Here is a 20,882-nt window from a genome sequence, read left to right on the forward strand (position 1 = left end):
CAGCATGGCACAAGTCATTTTGACGTTTTTTGTAGCCTATGGCATTGTCGTGGGAGGAGCCTTGTGCGGAGGATTGGGTGCGTTTTTGACAGAAAAACCTCCGTTGTTTTCGATGGTACAGCTGGCAGACCAACTGAAAATATGGGGGCTGGTCGGCGCTTTGGGCGGCACCTTCGACTCCTTTTTGCAAATTGAAAAAATATTGATGGGCAACTTCTCGCCCGTATTCAAGCAGCTTGTCATGATCGTCGTGGCTTTTTTGGGCGCTCATATCGGAACGATTTGCGTGCACTGGCTCGTGCAGGTGCGATCATGATGGTCATTTTCTGGAAACGCTACCTCGCGCTTCTGCTCATCGGCTGTCTTGTGGGCGGCACCGTGATTTTGTTCGTGTACGGGCGCGAGATGGAACAAATGATGCTGGTGCGCAAAAGCCTGGAGCTGCAAAACAAAAAGCTGTACGAAGAAAACCAGGAGCTGAAGCAAAACCAGCGCGTCTACCGCAAAAATCAGGATCAGGTGATCGAGGAGGTTCGCGCTTTTGTGCTGACGGCGGATCAGAAGCAGCCTTTGCATGCCACGATTGTCGTACAAGTCGTCGATATGGTGGAAAAAGACTTCGCTTCGCTCAAAGGCAAAAAAGCGGAGCAGGTCGCAGAAGTTCACCAGGTTCTGCATGAGATGCTGCGCCGCAGGGAGTACGTCCTGTCGGATCGCACGATGGTCGAAGTGCGAATCAAGACGGTCTTCATCGCGCGGACGCTGCAAGTCTTCGTCACGGCAGAGGTCATATCGGATGATGTTTGGCAAAAGGTTGCGCGAAACTTTCTTTTTCTTCCCTCGTATATTTCTACATAGATACCTGAAGGCAGATCGATCAAGGTCTGGGGTCAACGCAAAGGAGAGGCGAGTACATGTCCATGTTCAAGAAGTTGCTGGCGAGTGTTGGAATTGGAGCTGCGAAAGTAGATACCCGTTTGGAGGAGGAGTCGCTCGTTCCCGGGGATCTCGTAAAAGGCGAGGTGCATCTTACAGGAGGAGATGTAGCACAGGAAATCGACGAAATCTACATGTACGTTGTTACCCACTATGAACGAGAAGTGAACGACAACAAGGTGAAAGAAGAATGCACCCTGGTCAAATACCGTTTGACCGAGCGCGTGTACCTGCAGCCAAAAGAGAGCAAAGTCCTTCCTTTTGCTTTCCCGCTTCCTTATGAAACCCCGCTGACAATGGGGCGCCAGCCTGTTTATTTGCGAACCGGACTGGATATCAAAAATGCGATTGATCCTGGCGATTCCGATTTCATCGAAGTGCGTCCGCATCCGTTGATGACAAAAGTGCTGGATGCTGTTTCTTCCCTTGGCTTCCAACTGTACAAAGTAGATTGCGAGTACAATCGCCATCTGGGCAAATCGTATCCGTTTGTGCAAGAGTTCGAGTTTCGTCCGACCGGGCCGTATCGCAGCCGTCTGGAAGAGTTGGAGGCAATCTTCTACTTGCGCGAGGGAGAGCTGGAAGTGTTGCTGGAGCTAGACAAGCGTGCGCGCGGCTTCCTGGGCGCTTTTGAAGAAGCGTTTAACCTCGACGAGCGCTACGTGCGCTTCCGACTGCATGACGAAGATTTGAACAGACCGACACACGTGATTGCGGATGCGATCGAGCAACTGATCAAAAAACAGCTGCGCTAAGAGTTAAGAGCCAAGCGAGTGCGAAAAAGAAAAGAAGGCTGTCTGGGAGAAAACCAGGCAGCCTTTTTGTATGGGCGAAAAAGCGAGCAAATTAGTCGTCTGCGCCGACGATCGTCAACAGGACGAACAACACAAGAATCAAAGACAACCCGTTAAAGCCTCCGTTAAACAGCCCCATTTGAAATCCTCCCGTAATCCGTGACGTGATGTTTGTTCCCTATATAGAATAGTCGCCGACAGGGGCAAACGTGTTCAGGCAAACACCCATTTTTCGGGCGAAAAACCGATTGCATGAGGTGTCTTTCTAATTTTTTGATTTGCATGTATGGGGCTGGATTTTTCTGACAATACTGTGAGCATGAAGAAATCCAAGGAGGATATTATTATGAATTTGTTGGAAAAAACGAGAAAAATCAATGTCATGCTGCAAAAAACAATGGGAGGCAGCGGTGTCGGCTTTCAAGACCTCGCCAAGCTTTTGTCCGAAGTCATCTCGGCCAATGTGTACATCATTACGGCTGACGGCTCGATTCTCGGCAGCGGAATGAATCAGGAAATTTCCCTGAATGAAGAAGGGCAGACCCACCTGCAAAGCGGAGTACACCAGAAGCTGCTGGAAGTGACGCAAACGTTGGCGAACGAGTCGATTCAAAGCCCGTACAGCTTTGTGCCAAAAGAGCTGGGCAGCTTGTTCCCGCAAATGATGACGACGATCGTCCCGATTAACGCGGGCGGAAGCCGACTGGGCACACTCGTGTTGCTCCGCGCTTACGGCGAGTTCGAGACAGAAGATTTGATTTTGGGCGAGATCGGCGCCACGGTTATCGGGATGAAAATTGTCCGTCAGCGCACGGAGCAGATTGAAAATGAAGTGCGGGACAAAACGTTTGCCAAAATTGCATTGTCCTCCCTTTCCTACAGTGAACAGATTGCCATCGAGAAAATCATGGAGCAGCTCGACGCGCGCGAAGGCTTGCTCGTAGCAAGCCAGCTGGCGGATCAGGCGGGGCTTACGCGCTCTGTCATCGTCAACGCGCTGCGCAAGCTGGCCAGCGCTGGCGTGCTCGAATCCCGCTCGCTCGGCATGAAAGGGACATACATCAAAGTGCTGAATGACAAGTTCCCGTCTGAATTGGCCAAGTGGAAAACATCGTAATTCAATCGGTGCAGACAAAAGGCTCTCCTTTTTGCAGGAGGGTCTTTTGGCGTTTGTTTTGCAGTTCAACGAGTACAATCCAGCTTGACAAAATTTCATGAATTAATCATTGATTCGTGATTTTTTTGCCGATATAATTTGCGAAAAGGAATAACTTCAAAAAATTCTAAATTTAAAGTTTAAACTTCAAAATGGAAAATGACTGAGGAGGAGATCGGATTGAAAGTGGCAATTGGTGGCGTCGTGCACGAAACGAACACATTTTCCAACGTTCCTTCTACGCTAGACCTGTTTCAAAGCTGGGAGTGGGATCACGGAGAGGTCATCCTTTCACGCAACCGCAAAGTCCGAAACTTCCTCGGCGGAATGGTCGACCGGGCGGAGGAGCTGGGGATTGAACTTTTGCCGACTTTCTCCACGTTCGCCTACCCGGCTGGCACGATCACGCATGAGACGTACGAGCGGATGAAAAACGAGCTGCTGGAAGGGCTGCGGCTGGCGAAGGATGCGGATGCGATCTGTCTCGCGCTTCACGGAGCGGGCGTTGCAGAAGGCGTCGACGATCTGGAAGGCGATCTGCTCGCGGCCGTTCGCGGCGTGGTCGGCTACGACATTCCGCTGGTCGTGACGCTCGACTTGCATGCCAACATGACTCCGAAGATGGTTGAGGAGGCGGACGCGCTGCTCGGCGTTCACCTGTATCCGCACGTTGACTGCTATGAGCGCGGCCTGGAGGCGATTGACGTCGCCAGCAAAATGGTCGCAGGCGAGTGGAAGCCGACGATGCATCTCACCCGATTGCCGCTTTTGATCCCTACCTCTGCTACCCACCATTTTCCGGCGAACGAAATCAACGAGGCATGCTGGGCTTGGGAAAAGGAAGAGAACGTGATCGACTGCGCCTTTTTTCACGGTTTCCCGTACACGGACATTCCGGAGCTGGGAGTGGCGGTTTTGACGGTCACGAACAACGACAGCGAGCTTGCCCGCAAAGTGAGCGAGGATGTAGCGAAGCTCGTTTGGCAACACAGGGATGACTTCGAGCTGATCATGCCGACTCCTGCGGAAGGAATCGCGCAAGCACTCGCTACAGAAGGAATGCCGATTGTCATCAACGAGACATCGGACAACCCGGGCGGAGGAACTCCCGGCGACGGGACGCATCTGTTGCGGGCCATGCTCGACGCGCAGTTGACCAACGCCTGCTTCGGCTACATGTACGATCCAGAAGTGGTGCAACAAGCATTTGCAGCGGGAGTCGGGGCCACGCTGGAGATTAGCCTAGGCGGGAAAACCGACCATCTGCACGGCGAGCCGCTTGAAGTAACCGCGTACGTCAAAGCGTTGACCGATGGCAAGTTTGTCGCCACGACGCCGATGGGCCAAGGAGCGCGTATCGACTACGGCAAATCTGTCCGCTTGCAAATCGGCGGTGTCGATGTGCTCGTCTGCTCGGTCAAATCGCAGGTGCTCGACGAACAAATTTTTCAGCTGCACGGCATTGATGTCACGCGCTACAAGATCGTTGCCCTCAAGTCGAGTACGCACTTCCGGGCCGCCTTTGAACCGATCAGCGCCAAAGTCATCACGGTTGATTCACCCGGCCTGACGACGCTGAACTTCCGGTTTTTCCAATACAAACGGGCAAATCGCCCACTTTATCCGCTAGACCCGATCACAGATCCGACCCTACCACAACTGACAAGGAAGTAGAAGAAGATGGAAAACGTACAGGAGCGCATTCGCAAACATTATCCGGAATTGACAAACCAGCAAAAGTTGGCCGCCAAATACATTCTCGCCGAAACAAAAGTCGTAGCCCAAAAACCAGCAAAGGTGGTCGGGGCGCTGAGCGGCACGAGTGAAACGACAGTCATTCGCCTCTCCTACGCGCTCGGTTACTCCGGGTATAGCGAGTTGCAGCAAGAAATTCGCAGCTCCTTGCTGGATAAAGTGCAAAAAGAAAATGCCATTGACAGCCTGCGGGCAGCAGCGGAAGATTTGCGCGATCAGGACGATCTGATCTCCTTCAACATGGAGCAGGACGTCGCCTACATTCGGCAAACGCTCGGCGGACTGAAAAAGGAACAACTGGAGCAGGCGGTAGCAAGCATCATGGCCGCCAAGCACATTCTCGTCGTCGGCTTCCGCAGCTCGTATGCCCCTGCCAATTGGCTCGCTTTTTCACTGAATGTCGTAAAAGGAAATGCGCACCTGTACAGAGGACCTGTCGACGATGCGAACTATTTGCTGACCCAGATCAATTCGGACTGGTTGGTCATTACCTTGTCCTTTCCCCGCTATGTCAGTGAAACGATTTTATTCACCAAGGCGGCAAAGGAGAGAGGGGCTGTCGTTTTGGGGATTACCGACGACGAGCTTTCTCCGGTCGGGCCGATTGCCGATCAAGTCTTGAAAGTTCATGCACCTGCTCCTACCGCGCTGAAAGGAATGACCGCGATCTTTTCCATGCTGAGCGTACTGGTCAGCGGTGTGGTACAGGCCGATGGCGAGCAGGTGAAAGAACGGCTGCTAAACTACGAAAACACGAGTCGCCAAATCTATCCCTTCGTGGGGGAAACCGACATGTGACGCTGAGAGAAAAAAGGGGATGAGGGTATGAAAAAAAGCTGGTGGAAAACAGGGCCACTAAGCGTACTGCTGGCAACGGCAGTCATCGCAGGCTGTTCATCGCAGACAGCCAACCAGACAACGCAGCCGAAAACCGATGAGGCGGGCAAGACGAGCAACACGCTCGTTGTCTCATCGCTGATTGACCCGGACACGCTCGATCTGCACAAAACAACCTGGCTCGGCAACGAGAACGGCCTTTTGTACGAACCGCTGCTGAGCCGGGACACTTCGGGAAAAATCATCCCCGGCCTTGCGGAAAAATACGAGATTTCGCCGGACGGCAAAACGTGGACGTTCACCATACGCAAAAATATCCGCTTCCACACCGGCAATCCTGTGACGGCAGCCGCTGTGAAGGAGTCGTTTGACCGGATGCTGGAAATCTCCCCTGTCAAAGGGATCGTCGGGCCGATCGAAAAAGTGGAGGCAACAGACGAGCAGACGCTGAAAGTTCATTTCAGCAAGCCATTTTCTCCTTTTATCAACGTCGTCATTAGCGGAATGGTTTCTCCTGTAGACACGAAGGCGGCAAAAGAGCTGGGCGACGGTTTTGGCGACAAGCCATCGGGAACGGGGCCGATCCAGTTTGAGAAGCGGGAGCGGGGCGCATCGCTTCTGTTCAAGAAAAATCCCGAGTACAACTGGGGGCCGGAGTACGTCGCAAACAAAGGCCCGCTTCATATCGACAACGTTTTGTTCCGCTTTTTGAAAGACGACGATACGCGCATGATGGAGTTCAAAAAAGGAACGATTCACGTACTGCACGATGTTCCGGCAAACTCCGTCGCTGAATTGCAGTCATTGCCTGGCGTCGACATTCAGAAAACGATGGACATCGGCATCAAGTACATCGCTTTTAACAACAAGCATCCACTGTTCAGTGACGTTCGCTTGCGCAAGGCGGTAGCTCTCTCCGTCGACCGCGATCCGCTGGTACAAGTAGCGTTGAACGGTTTCGGCAAACCGATATACGGACCGTTGGCACCGACGATTTTCGGCTACAGCGAGGCGATCGAGAACAAGGCGAAGCAAATGTACACCCGCAATGTAGCGGAGTCCAAGCAGTTGCTGGCAGATGCCGGATGGACGGACACCAACAACGACGGCATCGTGGACAAGGACGGCAAACCGTTGTCGGTGGAGATTTTGGTGTCACAGCAGCCGGCCTTTACCAGAGCCGCGCAAATTCTCCAAAGCCAGCTGAGAGAAGCGGGAATCGATCTCAAAATTACCGTTCAGGAAATGACGACGATCAAAGACCGGATCAGCAAAAAGTCGTACGACATGGCACTGATGTACTACGGCTGGTACGATGCCGATATTCTGTTTCTCATTTTTGAAAAGAGCAACGCCGAAAGCCGCATGCACTATACGCGGCCCGAGCTGGACGATCTGCTGAACAAAGGGCGGGAAGCTTCCAGCGAAGAGGAACGCATTCGCATTTACGAACAGGCACAGGAAATTTTGCTGAACGATTCGCCATGGGTGCCGCTCTGGGTGAACGAAGTCGTGACAGCAACGAGAGGCATCAAAGGCTTTGGGCTCAATTCCTACACGCAATACTTCATTTTGAATGATGTCACTCTCGATAAATAGAGAAACAGGGGTGATGGTATGCGCCGCTATGTGGTGAAAAGGCTGATTTCTCTATTGGGCACGCTCCTGGGCGTATCTGTCCTGATATTTCTCATGGTGCACCTGATTCCCGGCGATCCTGCGACGCAAATATTGGGACAGTTTGCCACGCCGGAAGCCATCAGCCAGATGCGCACGGCGCTCGGACTGGATCAGCCGCTATGGCAGCAGTATGTCGGCTTTCTGGGCAGACTTTTGACGGGTGATCTGGGTACGTCTCTCTTTACGGGAGAGAGTGTGTGGGAGCAGATTGTCACGCGCTTCCCGATCACGTTGCAGCTTGCTATTTTCAGTGTTTTGATTGCCGCAATATTCGGTATTTTACTCGGGACGATTGCCGCTGTGAAACAAAATACGCTGGTGGACAGATTCGTCGTCCTGCTCTCGCTGGTCGGGATTTCCGCGCCAGGCTTCTGGATCGCCCTGTTCCTGATCTGGATTTTTGCTTACAAGCTCGCGCTGTTTCCGATTTCCGGCTATGAGGGCGTTCATTCCTTGCTGCTGCCAGCCATCACTTTGGGCATGGCGGAAGCGGGGATGATCGCCCGAATGACCCGGGCAAGCATGCTGGAAGTGATCAAACAGGACTACATGCGGACAGCCGAAGCAAAAGGGGCTTCGCTCGTTTCACTCATTTTCAGCCACGGCTTGCCCAATGCAATTATCCCGGTCGTGACGATGATCGGCTTGCAATTTGGCTCGCTGATGGCAGGCGCTGTAGTCGTGGAGACGGTATTTTCCTTGCAAGGCATCGGCAGTCTGGCGATTGAAGCGATCAGCAAGCGAGACATGCCGACAGTGCAAGGGATGGTATTTTTCATGGCGCTGATTTTTGCACTGACCAACTTGATCGTGGATCTGATTTACAGCCGGATTGATCCGCGCATCCACTTCGATTAGGGGAGGAGCAGGATTATCGTGAATAACAGTCGTCACATGTCTTACTGGTCAGGGATCAGAAAGCGATTGCAGCGCAATAAAACAGCTATGGCCGGAGCGATCATCCTGCTTGTTTTTACACTCGGCTCGCTGCTCGCTCCCGTGATCGCCCCGCATCCCGTCGAACAGATGAACTTTGATCAACGCCTGGCTGCTCCCAGTTCTACCCATCTCTTGGGAACGGACGATTTTGGCCGGGACATTTTTTCCCGCTTGTTGCATGGCGGTCGCATCTCGCTTTTGATGGGGTTGATAACGGTAGTGTTGTCGACCACGATTGGGGTCACGCTCGGAATTATTGCCGGATATTACAGGCGTCTTGATTTGTTTATCATGCAGGGGATGGATATTCTCATGTCGCTGCCCGCCTTGCTTTTGGCGATCGCAGTCATTGCCGTGCTCGGGCCAGGGTTGGCCAATGCGATGATTGCCGTCGTGATCGCGGTCATCCCGTCCTACGTGCGGGTCGTGCGTTCCGCGGTGCTGTCGATTCGGGAAAAAGAGTACATCGAAGCCGTCCGCGCTTTGGGCATCCGGGATTGGCAAATTCTTTTGAAGCACATTTTGCCGAACATCATGTCGCCGATCATCGTGTTGTCGACGATCCAGTTTGGCGTCAGTATTTTGGCTGCTGCGGCCTTGAGCTTTCTCGGTTTGGGCGCACAGCCGCCGATGCCTGAATGGGGGGCGATGGTTTTTGTCGGCAAGTCGTTTTTGAGTCAGGCTTGGTGGATGTCGATTTTCCCGGGAATGGCGATCATGCTGGTGGTTCTGGGCTTCAATCTGCTTGGGGATGGATTGCGCGACGCCCTGGACCCGAAAACGAGGTAAGGGAGGATGGACAGATGAAAGACTCTCTCTTGGAAGTCGATGACTTGCGGGTGCAGTTTCGGACGGAAAACGGTGTGCTGCCCGCCTTGCAAGGCATTTCTTTTCAGATCAAAAAGGGCGAGACAGTAGCCTTGGTAGGAGAATCCGGCTGCGGAAAAAGCGTCACCTCGCTTGCGATCATGGGGCTGTTGGCCAGCTCGTCTGCGCAAATGAAAGGGAACATCCGCTTTCGGAACAAGGAGCTTGGCCAGCTTGGGCCAAAGGAGATGCGAGAGATCAGGGGCAAAGAGATCGCCATGATTTTTCAGGAGCCGATGACTTCCCTCAATCCGGTGCACGCGATCGGCAGGCAATTGGAGGAAGTGTATCGGTTGCACACCGATTTGCCGAAAAAAGAACGGCAGAACAAGGCAATCGAGATGCTGAAAAAGGTCGGAGTTCCGCGTGCCGAGGAAATTATGCGGGAATATCCGCACCAGTTGTCGGGGGGCATGAAGCAGCGGGTGATGATTGCCATGGCGATGGCCTGCAACCCGCATTTGCTGATCGCGGATGAACCGACGACAGCGCTGGACGTGACGATCCAGGCGCAAATTTTGGAGCTGATGAACGACTTGAAGGAAAAGGCCGACACGTCACTGCTCCTGATTACACACGATCTCGGCGTCGTCGCGGAGATGGCGAACCGCGTCCTGGTCATGTACTACGGAGAGATTGTGGAGGAAGCAGATGTCGCCAGTCTGTTCTCGCAGCCGCTTCATCCGTATACCGCCGGACTTTTGCGCTGTATCCCGGACTTGGATGAAGCAGAGAAAAGACGCCTCGACCCGATCGAAGGCAGCGTCCCTTTGCTCGGAGAAGTGACGCAAGGGTGTGCGTTCCGCTTTCGCTGTCCTTTGGCAGAAGAACGCTGTCATCTGGCAAAACCGCCGCTGTCAGGCAAAGGAACGCAAGCCGTCCGCTGCTGGCTGTACGCGAAAGAGGAGATGGCGGTATGAGCGAAGTTTTGTTGTCCGTAAACGATTTGAAGACGTATTTTCCGATCAAGAAAGGACTGTTCGGTCAGAGCGGCGAAGTGGTCAAGGCAGTCGATGGAGTTTCCTTCCAGTTGAAAAAAGGGGAGACGCTGGGGCTGGTCGGGGAAAGCGGCTGCGGCAAATCGACGACAGGCAGAAGCATCATGCGCTTGATTGAGCCGACAGGCGGGACGATTCATTTTGAGGATCAAGACATAACCGCCATGCCAGAGAGTCGGTTTCGCGCGTTTCGCAAAAAAATGCAAATCGTGTTTCAGGACCCGTACGCTTCCTTGAATCCGCGCATGACCGTGCAGGGGGCTTTGGAGGAAGCGCTGGGGGTAAAGGAGCCGAAAATGTCGTCTGCCGAGCGCAGGGAGCAGGTGAAGGAACTGCTGCAACTGGTCGGGCTGAATCCGCAGTTCGCTGCCCGTTATCCGCACGAGTTCAGCGGCGGGCAACGGCAACGGATCGGGATTGCCCGGGCTTTGGCGGTGCAGCCTTCGCTGGTCGTTGCCGATGAGCCTGTGTCGGCCTTGGATGTCTCCATTCAGGCGCAAATTGTCAATCTGCTGCAAGATTTGCAGGAACGGCTTGGACTTGGCTACTTGTTTATTTCCCACGACCTGGGAGTCGTTCGGCATATCAGTGACAGAATCGCCGTCATGTATCTCGGGCGAATTGTGGAGATCGCCGACAAAAAAGATTTGTTTGCGGGCCCGCTTCATCCGTATACACAGGCATTGATGTCGGCTGTGCCGAAAGCCAATCCGTTTCGCCGCAAAGAAAGGATTGTACTGACGGGCGATGTGCCCAGTCCTTCGCGGGTTCCGGCAGGATGCTCTTTTCACACCCGCTGTCCGCACAGCACAGAAGTTTGCCGTACGATTCGTCCCGTTCCCAGCCAGGTACAGCCCCGTCATTTTGTCGCATGCCACCTATATGAAACAGAAGGGATGAAGATCATTGAAAATCGAGCGCATTGAGTTGCAGCAACTTCATATTCCACTTCGCTTCCGTTTTGAAACGAGCTTTGGCTATACGCTTGTCAAAGAGTTGATTCTGGTCAGCGTCTACGGTGAGGGCGAGGTTGGCTACGCGGAAAGCGTGGCGATGCCTGATCCTTACTATAATGAAGAAACGACCGAGACTGCCTGGCACATGATGGAGCGTTTTCTCATCCCCAAGCTGTTTGCCAACCCGATCGAGACGCCGGAAGACGTAGATCGGCTGTTCGCTCCCGTTCGCCGCAACTACATGGCTAAATCAGCGTTGGAAGGCGCGATTTGGGATTTGTACAGCAAGCAAAAAGGGATTTCTTTGGCCAGGGCGCTCGGCGGCGACAAAGCGGTGATCGACGTCGGCATCAGCATCGGAATTGAGCCGACGGTCGATCAAGTGTTGGCGAAAGTGGAACGGCACTTGGCGGAAGGCTACAAAAAAATCAAGGTAAAGATCAAGCCGGGCTTCGATGTGGAGCTGATTCGCGCGATCCGCAAGCAGTTCGGTGACGATGTGCCGCTGATGGCCGACGCCAATTCCGCTTACACGATGGAGCACGTCGATATCATGAAAGAGCTGGATCACTACGGATTGATGATGATTGAACAGCCGTTGGCTCACGATGACATCATCGACCATGCCAAGCTGCAGCGGGAGCTGTCCACGCCGATTTGTCTGGACGAGAGCATTCATAGTGTGGAAGATGCGCGAAAAGCAATCGAGTTGGGCAGCTGCGGCATTATCAATATTAAAGTCGGTCGCGTGGGCGGTTTGACCGAGTCGAAGCGGATTCACGATTTGTGCCAGGTACACGGCATTCCGGTCTGGTGCGGGGGAATGATCGAGTCCGGAGTGGGCCGCGCTCACAATATCGCCATTACGACTCTGCCGAACTTCACAATTCCGGGCGATACAGCGGCATCGAGCCGTTACTGGGAAGAAGACATCGTGGAGAACGGGGTAGAACTGATTGCTCCAGGGCAATTGGCGGTACCGGAAGGACCTGGCATCGGCTATGCACTGAACAAGCGAGCGGTCGGGAACTACGTCCTGCGTTCGCAAAATTTCCGGCCGTAGCTAGGCTTGCTTCACGATTTTTCTAAATAAAGGGAAAAAAGGGGAGAAGTAAAGATGGCGGTGTGGGTGGAATCGTTTGAGGAGTATGCGCAAAAGTTGCTTTCCCAGGCAAAAATTACAGGTGCGGCAGTTGGTTTGGCCAAGCAAGGACAGATGGACTACTTCCGCGGCTTCGGGCTTGCGGACGATACAGAAGACGCGCTGGAGTTGACGCCGGACACGGTATTTGGCATCGGCTCTGTCACGAAATCATTTACTTGCGTTGCCATCATGCAGCTTCAGGAGCAAGGCAAGCTGCATGTCCACGATCCGGTTCGCAAATACATCCCTGAGCTGTCCACACCAAACGAAGACTATACTCGCGCGATGACGATTCATCATCTGATGACCCACACCGCAGGCTTTCCTCCATTGGATTCACTCGTGGGAGCGATGAAAAACAGCATGCTCGAAGACACGGCCAACCGCACGTTCAGCTCCGGGTTGCAATGGGACCTGGACAAAGCGGAAGCGATCGAGACTTACGACGAGTTGCTTGCCTACATGGCAAAGCTCGAATATGAGCTGCTCGGCGCTCCTGGCGAACATTTCAGCTACTCCAACGACAGCTACGCCTTGCTCGGAATTATTGTCGGGCGGGTGAGCGGAATCGCGTACGAACAATTTGTCCGCGAGTACATTCTGGAGCCTGCCGGCATGACGAACAGCGCTTTTCTCATCGAGGAGCTGCCAGCAGATGCGCAGGTGGCAACTCTTTTCACTCGCAAAAGTCCTGAGGAAGGCGGCGCGGTGTTTCGCTCGCCAGCTTGGTGGGACGCTCCGGCCATGCGTTCGGGAGGCTTTTTGAAATCGACCATTCGCGATTTGTTGCGCTACACGGAGTTGTTCCGCACGGGTGGTCTGGTAGGCGACAAGCGATTGCTTTCGGCGGACAGTGTCAAGGACATGACAACTCCTTACGCTCCGCTCACTCCTTTTCAAGGCTACGGGTACGGGCTGATGATCGGCAAAGATGGCCACGGCGGTACACTCATCGAGCATGGCGGGGCGATCAAAGGGGTCAGCGCGCAAATTTTTACGATTCCGGAAAGCGACACGACAGGGGCGATTCTCATGAACGTGGACGGCGGGCCTGCCACTGACCTGATGCATGGCTTGTTGAACGAGTATCGCGGCCAACCTGCTGCAACTCCTCCGTTCCCTTACGCAGACTACGAACTGCCTGTCGAGCGACTGGCTACGTATGTCGGGGAGTATCGTTCCTCGGAAGGGGCCAACGTAACCGTCGAGATCGAAGAAAACGGTTTGGTGCTCAAAGCGATGGGTGGCAAGCTTCCGCTGCGGGCGGTAGGAGAGGACGGCTTCGTGTTCAAACGGGGCGAGACAGATTCGTACATCCGATTTTTTCGGGATGAAGCGGGCGAGATCAGCCGGATGGGCTTCGGCTTCCGGCAGTTGCCCAAAGTGTCGGTAGGAAAAGAGCAGACCGTGTAAAGACCAAACACGCGTCCTTGACAAGCATGGAAGTTGCTTGCCAGGGGCGCGTGATTTTTTCCGGTGCTGGCACTGTACTGCTATGATCTTACGGTCTATGCTGCCATGCCGCTATGTTGCTATGCCGCTATGTCGCTAAGCGCGAACGTTCCCCCTATATAGACGAGGCATGGGAATGAATCGCTTCTCCCGCAGCGGAGCGCTGCCAGTCAGGGTGCTGCTCCATGTTGCGGAAGGTGCGGAACAAAAGCAGGCAAAGCGATGACAGGCTGAAAATGATTCCGCCAGCGAGCAGAAGAACGCCGGAAGTGGCCGTTTTCGAGGCCAAAAGGAACGAGCAGAGAGCGTAGCTGACCGGACCGAAGCCAAGCGACATCAGGGAGAGCAGCGACATGACGCGGCCGAGCATGGCAGAAGGGACGATGGTCTGGATGTAAGTGATGATCGGGATGTTCGTCATGCTGAGCATCATGCCGATGCAGAACATCGGGAGCAATCCGAACAAAAGCTGCTGCATGAAAAAGAGCGAGCTCATCGCGACCCCCATGCCGCCGAGGAAAAAGGGGAGCAGAATAAATTTTCCGCGAAAGCCTTTGCACAGTCCGGTCAAAATCCCTCCGACGATCGTGCCGACGCCAAGCGAGGTGCTAAGTGTGCTGTACGCGCTTCCATCCCAGCCGAGGTCTTTGACGTGCAGCGGTATCCCCATGTTGATCGGCCCGGAAAACATCATGTTGATCACGAGCGAGGTGACGAGTAGCATAGTCAGGATCGGAATCCCGTATGTAAAGCGAATCCCGCCCCATATATCCTGAAAATACGATCCTGCTCCAGAAGACGGCGAAGCGGTTGCGCGAGTCTCGTCGCGTGAGGAAGCATGCAGGCGCAAAGCGAGCAAAACCAGTGCCCCTGTGAAAAAGGCGAGCGCCAATATGACGAACATGAGCGAATAGTTGTGGGTGCGGATCAACAGCGCGGAGACGACAGGACCGCCGACCATGCTGATTTGCTGGGAAATTTCCATCATGCTGTTGGCAGGAGCGAGTTGTTCCCGAGAGACAAGGGAGGGCAGGATCGAGCTGCGAGCCGGCCAGAAGAAAGCGTCGACAGTGCCGAAAAGGGCGGCGATCCCGTAGATGAGCAGGAACAGCCATTCCAGCGTCTCGCCTTGGAGAACCAGCCCAAAACCGAGCAGGATGATGCAGCGAGCCAAAAGCGAAGCGAACATGATCCACTTCCGATTCCAGCGATCTGCGGCCACTCCCCCCGCAAGCATGAACAGCAGGCGGGGAATCGACATGCAAATAAGCGCGGTTCCGAGCATCGTTTCCGATCCCGTCTGATCGACGATAAACCAGGACAACAGCAAAAAGAATGCGCCATCGGCCATGGCTGACAAGATCGTCGCACACCAGAGCAAAAGAAACGAGCGATTTTTCCACAAGGCATTAGTTGGAATCGTCGTCATCCTGTTGCGCCTCCTGCTTCTTTTTGACCACGAATTTGCTCGATATATGCTTGTAGTCGCTCGGCAAGTGCTCGTAGTTATCCGGCAAAGATTCGTCTTCCGATACGTAAATGCGTTCGTCTGTCATAAAGCCGACTGTTACGATATAAAAGTTTTCCGCTGTGTCCTCCGCTTCTCCGGCGGCGATTCGCTGCAAGTGGCGTGCTTCCATATCGCCCAGCTCGTCAATCAGGGCATGGTATTTGTCAAGCCACTGCTGGATTTCGTGACGCGGAGCTTTTATTTCTGCGTTGAAAGCGATGGCAGGGGCGCGTTTGCTTTTGTCCGCGAATTGCATGAACGATTCGTCGGGAGCGTTGTACAGGCGGGTGAGGCTTGAGCGCAAATGGTTGACCATCGCTTCCTGGAGCAGCATGCTGTTTTCGCTGAGGGAAGGGAGCAGTTCTTCACTGACTTTGAAATCGTAGGCGACCGCCCGGTAAAATTTTTGCACAATCCCGTTTTTCTCTTCGGTACGGACGACCTGGACAAAGCCCTGGCTTTCCAATTCCTTGAGATGATAGTGCACCTTGGAAGCAGAGAGGGAGAGCAAGGTAGCGAGCTGCTTGCCCGTATACGCTTCCTTTACAAGCAAGGTGATGATTTCCATCCGCAAAGCATCGCTGACGACTTTCAGTTGATCCAAAGTTTCGATGACTAAAAAACGTTTCATGGCGCACCTGCCTCATTTTAATAATCATGAACGTAATGAAATATAAAAACGTTCAATTTATTTTGAACGTATAATAACTTAAAGCCTGACTCATTGACAAGAACAATTTGCCGCTATTTTCAGGCAAGTGCTACAATGGGGAGAAAGTTGACTGGGTAAGCTTTTTGGAAAGGATGCGCGATGATGACCTTGCTACAGCACCCGATTTTTCGCCGTCTGTATGCGGCCCATATTGTTCATATTATAGGGAATGAGTTTACGTTTATTGCGGTTGTAGGGCTTTTGCACGATTTGAGCGGTTCCGGTTTGTCCTTTGCCGCAGGCACGGTATTTCGGATGGTGCCGTATGTACTGACAAGCCTGTTTTCCGGAGCGCTGGTGGAGAACTGGGACAAACGCAGAGTCATGCTGATCGTCAACCTGCTTAGGGGGATTCTTGTCAGTCTGTTTTTCTTGATCACGTCTGTGACTTATTTGTGGATCGCTTTTTTGCTGTTGATTCTCGTCAATATTTGCAGCGCCTTTTTTCAGCCTGCGATGCAGGTAGCCATCGTCAGCTCTGTTGAAGAGCGGGACCGGCTGGCAGCCAATTCGCTTTTGCAAGGGACGACTTCGTTTTTGATTATTGTTTGCCAGGGAATCGCCGCTGTACTCGTTTATCTTTTTTCCTATCGCTACAACTTTTTGCTTGATGCCGCCTGTTATTTGCTGTCCCTGTTTATTCTGCTGCGGCTTCCTCCGATCGCTGAAGCTGTGGCCCACAAGACAGGCACACATTTTTTCGCTCGGCTACAGGAAGGCTTCCGCTATATCGGCGGCAACAGAAGAATCGGGCAGGTTATTTTGTACCAGATGGCAGAGAGGGCCTGCGCCGCTTATTACATCATGCTGATGTTTTACGTGCTTCAGGAGCGGGGCGAAGGGCTGTACGTATTCGGTTTGCTCGACATTCCGCTGGGGCTGGGCGGCGTGATCGCCGGAATCGCCGCTGGCCGACTGGCGGAGAGATTGAATGAACAGGGCATATCTCGTTTCCAGGGCTGGGCGCTGATCGCGATGGGACTGTCGATTGTCGCGGTGTTTCATATCAAGCCGTTGCTTGGGCTTGCTGTCGCCATCCTGTTTTGTTCATTCGCGTCGTTCAGTTCTTCGATTTTGTCCGTTACCAAGCTGCAAAAGCTGGCGGACCCTGCCTTTTTGGCCCGTGTTTTCTCGATCAGGGAAATGGCGACGATGGGAGCCTTTTCAGCGAGCTGTCTCGTACTCGGCTTTTGCGCAGAACAGGTCGGGAGCGCTGCTGTTTCGGTGTGGCTTGGCTTGTTCGGTGTTGTAGCAGGTGTCTTTTGGCTCTGGAGCCGCAAACAATTGCATCGTCTGGAGGAGCAGGAATCGTCGGTTCATCCGGAATGAGTTTCCCCTTTGCCCGTTCCCGAATGGGCAGAGGGCTTTTTGTGTTTTTGCTTACTTTATCATTTAATAAACATAAATATTGAAAATGTATGAAATTGTGTATACAATGAATGGAAACAGAGATAAAGGAAGATGCAGGATGAAAGAATTATGGAGACAGCGCGGATTTCGCTGGTATTGGCTCGGCATGTTTTTATCGGGATTGGGTGACCAGTTCGGCTGGATGGGGCTTACCTGGTTTGTGATGAACAAGACCGGATCTCCCGCTGCGATGGGGGGAGTTGTCCTGGCGTACATGCTGCCAGCCGTATTTGCGGGTTTGGTCGCGGGGGTATTGCTGGATCGGTTTGATCGCCGCAAGTTGATTATGGTGGACAATATAGCCCGCGGGGTGATTTTTATCGCTCTGGTGGCTTTGCTGCAGGTCGACCACGTTCCGCTTTTCGTGATTTACATATTGATTGTCATTGCCGGAACGCTGTCTCCGCTCAGTACAGCGGGTGCCCAGACGCTGTTGCCGAGGCTGGTGGCGGATAAAAATCATCTGGTCAAAGCGAATGGCGTCATGGAGAGTCAGTGGCAAATCATCTACATGTTCGGCCCGGCGCTGGCTGGGGTGCTGATCGGATTGATTGGGGAAGCTTACGTACTGCTGATTGATGCCGCCAGCTTTTTTGTTTGCGCCCTCTGTTTCTCGCGCCTGCCAAAAGAACTGACGAAAAGCGCAAACCCCGGCGTTCCGCAAAACATGCAGGCGGGCAAGTTTTTGCGCTCGCTGTTGGTCGATATGCAAACAGGCTACCGCTACTTGTTCGGAAACAAGCAAATGGTCGCTCTCGTGTTCTTCACGTTTTTGTTCAATATGTCTTACGGGCCGATTGAGGTGGCGTTGCCGCTTTATGCCAATCAAAACTTGGAGGGTGGCTCGATTGCGCTGGGGATGCTCTGGTCGTCGCTTGCCATCGGAGCGCTGCTCGGGTCGTTGTTCTTCTCGACGATTACGTGGAAATTCCCGCTCGGGGGCACGCTTGCGGGAATCATGGTCTTGTGGGGGCTGACCACAATGCCGCTCGCTTTCTTTTCCAGGCTGGAGGTGGCGATGGTCGCGATGGCTTTGGCAGGGTTCAGTTATTCTCCTTACAACATCATGTACAGAAGTTATTTGCAAAGGCAGGTCCCGGATGCTTTGCTGGGAAGAGTGATGACGAGCATCCGGACGGTTACGGGAACGGGAATGCCGGCTGGGGCGGCAGTCTCGGGAGTGTTGATTCCTTTTCTCGGGGTACAAGGATTGTTCGGGGCAGGGGCGGTCATGTGCGTGGTGTGCGGCTTGTTCGCCTTCGGAATGCTGCGGGACCTCAAAAATCAGTCACTTGCGATTGAGGAGCGGGGAAACTAGCTGTTTCAAACGTTGCGGCAGCAGGCTGTAAAGCACGGATAGCATCTTCAGGCGAAAAGGCATGGCTACTTCCGAGCGCTTTTTCTCTACCGCCTTGTAAATCAGGCGGGCCGTGTCATCGGCAGAGAGCAAGTAACGGGCTACTTTGCTGCGATACGCTCCTGTCCGGTCCGCTTTTTCCAAAAAAGGCGTATCGATCGGGCCGGGAAGGGCACAGGTCACATGGACGCCGCTTCCTGCAAGCTCATGCTGCAAGCCTTCGCTGAACCGGATCACGGCGGCTTTGCTCGCGGCGTATACGGACGCTTTGGCGGTAGCGACCTGACCTGCGAGCGAGGCGACGTTGACGATATGTCCCTGCTGATGATCGAGCATCATCGGCAAAAAAGCGCGAGTGGTGTACATCACGCCGGCAATATTTGTTCGCAACGTCTCTTCCAGTTCGTCGATCGTCATGTCGACGAGCGGCTCGAACACAGCGACGCCCGCATTGTTGTACAAAAGGTCGCACGCTCCGAAGCGCACATGCACCCAGGCTGCAAAGCGCCGGACGTCCTCGTTGTTTCCGACGTGGAGCGCATAGGAAAACAATCGCTCCCGATTGGCGGAAGAAATGGACAGCGACTCATGATTTACGGGTTTACGCGATGCTGCGATGACCAGATCGCCTTTTTCCAGATGCAAGCGGGTCAGCGCCTGACCTAGACCGCCAGACGCTCCGGTGATGACGACTACGCGGGGTGTATGCATGGCTCCCCCTCTTTTCTGTATCGTTTGTGGTTGTTTGTTTTTCACAAGTATATCCCTTAGACGAATGGTGAAGGATAGCGTCTAGGAGGTGAATCCAAATGCCACAAGTAAAATGCAGCGTAGCAAACTGTGAGTATTGGGCGCAAGGCAATATTTGCAGCGCCGACGAAATCATGGTGGAGATCGACGCCCACGCGAACGCCAACCTGAAGGAAGAGTTTGCGGGTGAGTATGGTCAAAATGACCATAAAGATCAAGCAACCACTTCGTCTGAAACCTGTTGTCTGACGTTCAAGCCGAAGAAATCGGCAAAGTAAGGCTTGGACGTCCAAAAAGACGTATCCCGACAAGGAGATACGTCTTTTTGCTGCATACACTTAGACACGGGCTTGTCCAAGCGACAATGTCTTGATTTTGTGGTCGACTTCCTCCCAGGAGGTCACGCGGTGCACAAGCTCAGGGAGGCGGGCCTGATTGTACGGTGTATCGAACAAAAACACGGGAATTTGCAAGGCTTCCGACAGTTGCAGGGCATTTTCCAGCCGATCTTCCAGGAATAGATCCACGCCCCACTTTTGGGCAGCGGCAAGCTTGTCGTGGGAGCCGACCAAATCCACTTCATGGTAAGGGATTTGATAACGGGCAAACCAGTTCAGCGTCACATCGTGATGGTGCGCTTCCCTGGCGCTGATGTAAATCAGCTTGTGCAACGGATACCAGTTGCGCAACACCTGATCGGCAATGCCGTGAACAGGCGCTTCGTCGTACAGGCGTTCACCATTTTGGGCGAGCCAGTTGTCAAACTCCTCGTCTGTAATCTGATACACGTTGGCCAAATTGTACTCCAGACAGTCTTCATATCGTAAATCTCTGCCAAAGCTTTCATTCATCAACGGCACAATACTGCTGGGTGAAGTGACCGTTCCGTCAATATCAATGCCAATGGTTAGGAACTTCTCTGGTTTCATCCTCTCGCCTCCAGTTTAAATTGTACACCGCAGGCAGACAATAAGGCTACTTCCTTCACTAACAAATCCTTTACCAAAAAAGGGGCTGAGCATGGTATGTTGGATCGACACGAACGCATGAATGCGAAGCGGAAGGAAGATACCGGCTTTTCCGACACGGTAGATCAGCACGACAGGGAATTTGCAGTAGACACCTGGACCCAGGCCGCTTTCGACGAAGATGAGGAACGCTCAAGGCGAAGGATTCACTACGATCCTCACTCTTTGACAGAGCGTTATTCCGGCGAAGAGGACAGGGTGGAGAACGACTTTTCGGAGCGATTGGATGGCGTTGTACTGACGAGGGAAGACCGCGCGCCGGTCACCGTGAGAAGAGACGACGACATCGAGGCAGCGGCGGAAATCGCCGAGCCGATTCCTTCGCGTCGTTCTGTGCGTGAGATCAGCGATGACGAAGATAGCCGGGAAAGCGGAGCCAGCGGTATCGGCATGACAGGTCTGGGGCTATCGATCCTGTCCCTGTTCCTGATGCCGTATCTCGTGGCGCCAATCGGGATGGTGCTTGGCTATTTGGCGTATCGACGCGATTCGAGAACGCTGGGGGCGTGGGCGATGATTGTAGGTGCGATCTCCATTTTGGGAGCTTTGGTCATCTACCCGTACTACACGGCCCGGTAGTAACCAGCAGCAGACCGCAAAA

At 53.5% G+C, this 20,882-nt stretch carries 22 protein-coding genes; 17 read left to right on the forward strand and 5 right to left on the reverse strand.

What is annotated here, in order from left to right; all coding sequences use genetic code 11:
• Window positions 1–4: 4 nt before the first annotated feature.
• The 3 genes from EDM60_RS11080 to EDM60_RS11090 are packed head-to-tail and all read left to right on the forward strand — an operon-like array spanning window position 5 to window position 1,691.
• Window positions 5–316, forward strand: a complete 312-nt coding sequence (locus EDM60_RS11080) for a YtrH family sporulation protein (protein WP_063228142.1) — start codon at window positions 5–7, stop codon at window positions 314–316.
• Window positions 313–858, forward strand: coding sequence for a sporulation membrane protein YtrI (locus EDM60_RS11085; protein ID WP_122964033.1), 546 nt, complete (start codon window positions 313–315; stop codon window positions 856–858). The genes EDM60_RS11080 and EDM60_RS11085 overlap by 4 nt, the downstream gene beginning before the upstream one ends.
• Before the next feature lie 56 nt (window positions 859–914).
• Window positions 915–1,691, forward strand: coding sequence for a sporulation protein (locus EDM60_RS11090; protein WP_122964034.1), 777 nt, complete (start codon window positions 915–917; stop codon window positions 1,689–1,691).
• Between the two features lie 91 nt (window positions 1,692–1,782).
• Here EDM60_RS11090 and EDM60_RS11095 read toward each other — a convergent pair whose 3' ends face one another.
• A complete protein-coding gene (locus EDM60_RS11095) occupies window positions 1,783–1,869 on the reverse strand; it encodes a YjcZ family sporulation protein (protein WP_122964035.1) in 87 nt (28 codons plus the stop codon).
• A gap of 207 nt (window positions 1,870–2,076) precedes the next feature.
• On the opposite strand from EDM60_RS11095, the gene codY reads away from it, so the two are divergent.
• The 10 genes from codY (at window position 2,077) to EDM60_RS11145 (ending at window position 13,475) form a co-directional block, all read left to right on the forward strand.
• A complete protein-coding gene (codY, locus tag EDM60_RS11100; RefSeq protein ID WP_122964036.1) occupies window positions 2,077–2,847 on the forward strand; it encodes a GTP-sensing pleiotropic transcriptional regulator CodY in 771 nt (256 codons plus the stop codon).
• Window positions 2,848–3,066: 219 nt separating this feature from the next.
• On the forward strand, window positions 3,067–4,560 hold the full coding sequence (locus tag EDM60_RS11105) for a M81 family metallopeptidase (RefSeq protein ID WP_122964037.1): 1,494 nt from the start codon (window positions 3,067–3,069) through the stop codon (window positions 4,558–4,560).
• Window positions 4,561–4,566: 6 nt separating this feature from the next.
• Window positions 4,567–5,439 carry a MurR/RpiR family transcriptional regulator gene (locus EDM60_RS11110; RefSeq protein ID WP_122964038.1) on the forward strand — a complete coding sequence of 291 codons (873 nt, stop codon included), beginning with the start codon at window positions 4,567–4,569 and terminating at the stop codon, window positions 5,437–5,439.
• Window positions 5,440–5,466: 27 nt separating this feature from the next.
• Window positions 5,467–7,077 carry an ABC transporter substrate-binding protein gene (locus tag EDM60_RS11115; RefSeq protein WP_122964039.1) on the forward strand — a complete coding sequence of 537 codons (1,611 nt, stop codon included), beginning with the start codon at window positions 5,467–5,469 and terminating at the stop codon, window positions 7,075–7,077.
• A gap of 18 nt (window positions 7,078–7,095) precedes the next feature.
• Window positions 7,096–8,016 (forward strand): ABC transporter permease, encoded by a 921-nt coding sequence (locus EDM60_RS11120; RefSeq protein WP_122964040.1) that lies wholly within the window; start codon window positions 7,096–7,098, stop codon window positions 8,014–8,016.
• Between the two features lie 15 nt (window positions 8,017–8,031).
• Window positions 8,032–8,886 carry an ABC transporter permease gene (locus EDM60_RS11125; protein ID WP_122964041.1) on the forward strand — a complete coding sequence of 285 codons (855 nt, stop codon included), beginning with the start codon at window positions 8,032–8,034 and terminating at the stop codon, window positions 8,884–8,886.
• A 14-nt stretch (window positions 8,887–8,900) separates the two neighbouring features.
• A complete protein-coding gene (locus EDM60_RS11130) occupies window positions 8,901–9,884 on the forward strand; it encodes an ABC transporter ATP-binding protein (RefSeq protein WP_122964042.1) in 984 nt (327 codons plus the stop codon).
• Window positions 9,881–10,888 (forward strand): ABC transporter ATP-binding protein, encoded by a 1,008-nt coding sequence (locus EDM60_RS11135; protein ID WP_122964043.1) that lies wholly within the window; start codon window positions 9,881–9,883, stop codon window positions 10,886–10,888. Before EDM60_RS11130 ends, EDM60_RS11135 begins: the two co-directional genes overlap by 4 nt.
• Window positions 10,869–11,981, forward strand: coding sequence for an o-succinylbenzoate synthase (gene menC / locus EDM60_RS11140; protein WP_122964044.1), 1,113 nt, complete (start codon window positions 10,869–10,871; stop codon window positions 11,979–11,981). The genes EDM60_RS11135 and menC overlap by 20 nt, the downstream gene beginning before the upstream one ends.
• Window positions 11,982–12,035: 54 nt before the next feature.
• Entirely contained in the window at window positions 12,036–13,475 is a 1,440-nt protein-coding gene (locus EDM60_RS11145; protein WP_122964045.1) for a serine hydrolase, read from the forward strand.
• Between the two features lie 154 nt (window positions 13,476–13,629).
• Here the strand turns inward: EDM60_RS11145 and EDM60_RS11150 are convergent, their stop codons facing one another.
• Window positions 13,630–14,943: an MFS transporter gene (locus EDM60_RS11150; protein ID WP_122964046.1), complete on the reverse strand. Its 1,314-nt coding sequence runs from the start codon at window positions 14,941–14,943 to the stop codon at window positions 13,630–13,632.
• Window positions 14,924–15,655: an ArsR/SmtB family transcription factor gene (locus EDM60_RS11155; RefSeq protein ID WP_122964047.1), complete on the reverse strand. Its 732-nt coding sequence runs from the start codon at window positions 15,653–15,655 to the stop codon at window positions 14,924–14,926. Before EDM60_RS11155 ends, EDM60_RS11150 begins: the two co-directional genes overlap by 20 nt.
• A gap of 183 nt (window positions 15,656–15,838) precedes the next feature.
• On the opposite strand from EDM60_RS11155, the gene EDM60_RS11160 reads away from it, so the two are divergent.
• On the forward strand, window positions 15,839–17,065 hold the full coding sequence (locus EDM60_RS11160) for an MFS transporter (protein ID WP_122964048.1): 1,227 nt from the start codon (window positions 15,839–15,841) through the stop codon (window positions 17,063–17,065).
• A gap of 139 nt (window positions 17,066–17,204) precedes the next feature.
• On the forward strand, window positions 17,205–18,464 hold the full coding sequence (locus tag EDM60_RS11165) for an MFS transporter (RefSeq protein WP_122964049.1): 1,260 nt from the start codon (window positions 17,205–17,207) through the stop codon (window positions 18,462–18,464).
• On the opposite strand, the gene EDM60_RS11170 is transcribed toward EDM60_RS11165, so the two are convergent.
• On the reverse strand, window positions 18,435–19,214 hold the full coding sequence (locus EDM60_RS11170) for an SDR family NAD(P)-dependent oxidoreductase (protein WP_122964050.1): 780 nt from the start codon (window positions 19,212–19,214) through the stop codon (window positions 18,435–18,437). The genes EDM60_RS11165 and EDM60_RS11170 overlap by 30 nt on opposite strands.
• 98 nt (window positions 19,215–19,312) lie before the next feature.
• On the opposite strand from EDM60_RS11170, the gene EDM60_RS11175 reads away from it, so the two are divergent.
• Window positions 19,313–19,531, forward strand: coding sequence for a DUF1540 domain-containing protein (locus EDM60_RS11175; protein ID WP_063228159.1), 219 nt, complete (start codon window positions 19,313–19,315; stop codon window positions 19,529–19,531).
• Between the two features lie 60 nt (window positions 19,532–19,591).
• Here the strand turns inward: EDM60_RS11175 and EDM60_RS11180 are convergent, their stop codons facing one another.
• On the reverse strand, window positions 19,592–20,182 hold the full coding sequence (locus EDM60_RS11180) for a hypothetical protein (RefSeq protein WP_122964051.1): 591 nt from the start codon (window positions 20,180–20,182) through the stop codon (window positions 19,592–19,594).
• Window positions 20,183–20,278: 96 nt separating this feature from the next.
• Here EDM60_RS11180 and EDM60_RS11185 point away from each other — a divergent pair, with 96 nt between their 5' ends.
• Window positions 20,279–20,860 carry a DUF456 domain-containing protein gene (locus EDM60_RS11185; protein ID WP_122964052.1) on the forward strand — a complete coding sequence of 194 codons (582 nt, stop codon included), beginning with the start codon at window positions 20,279–20,281 and terminating at the stop codon, window positions 20,858–20,860.
• The last annotated feature ends 22 nt before the right edge of the window (window positions 20,861–20,882 follow it).

Source organism: Brevibacillus parabrevis, from assembly GCF_003710905.1.
In the GTDB taxonomy this organism is placed as follows: Bacteria; Bacillota; Bacilli; order Brevibacillales; family Brevibacillaceae; genus Brevibacillus; species Brevibacillus parabrevis.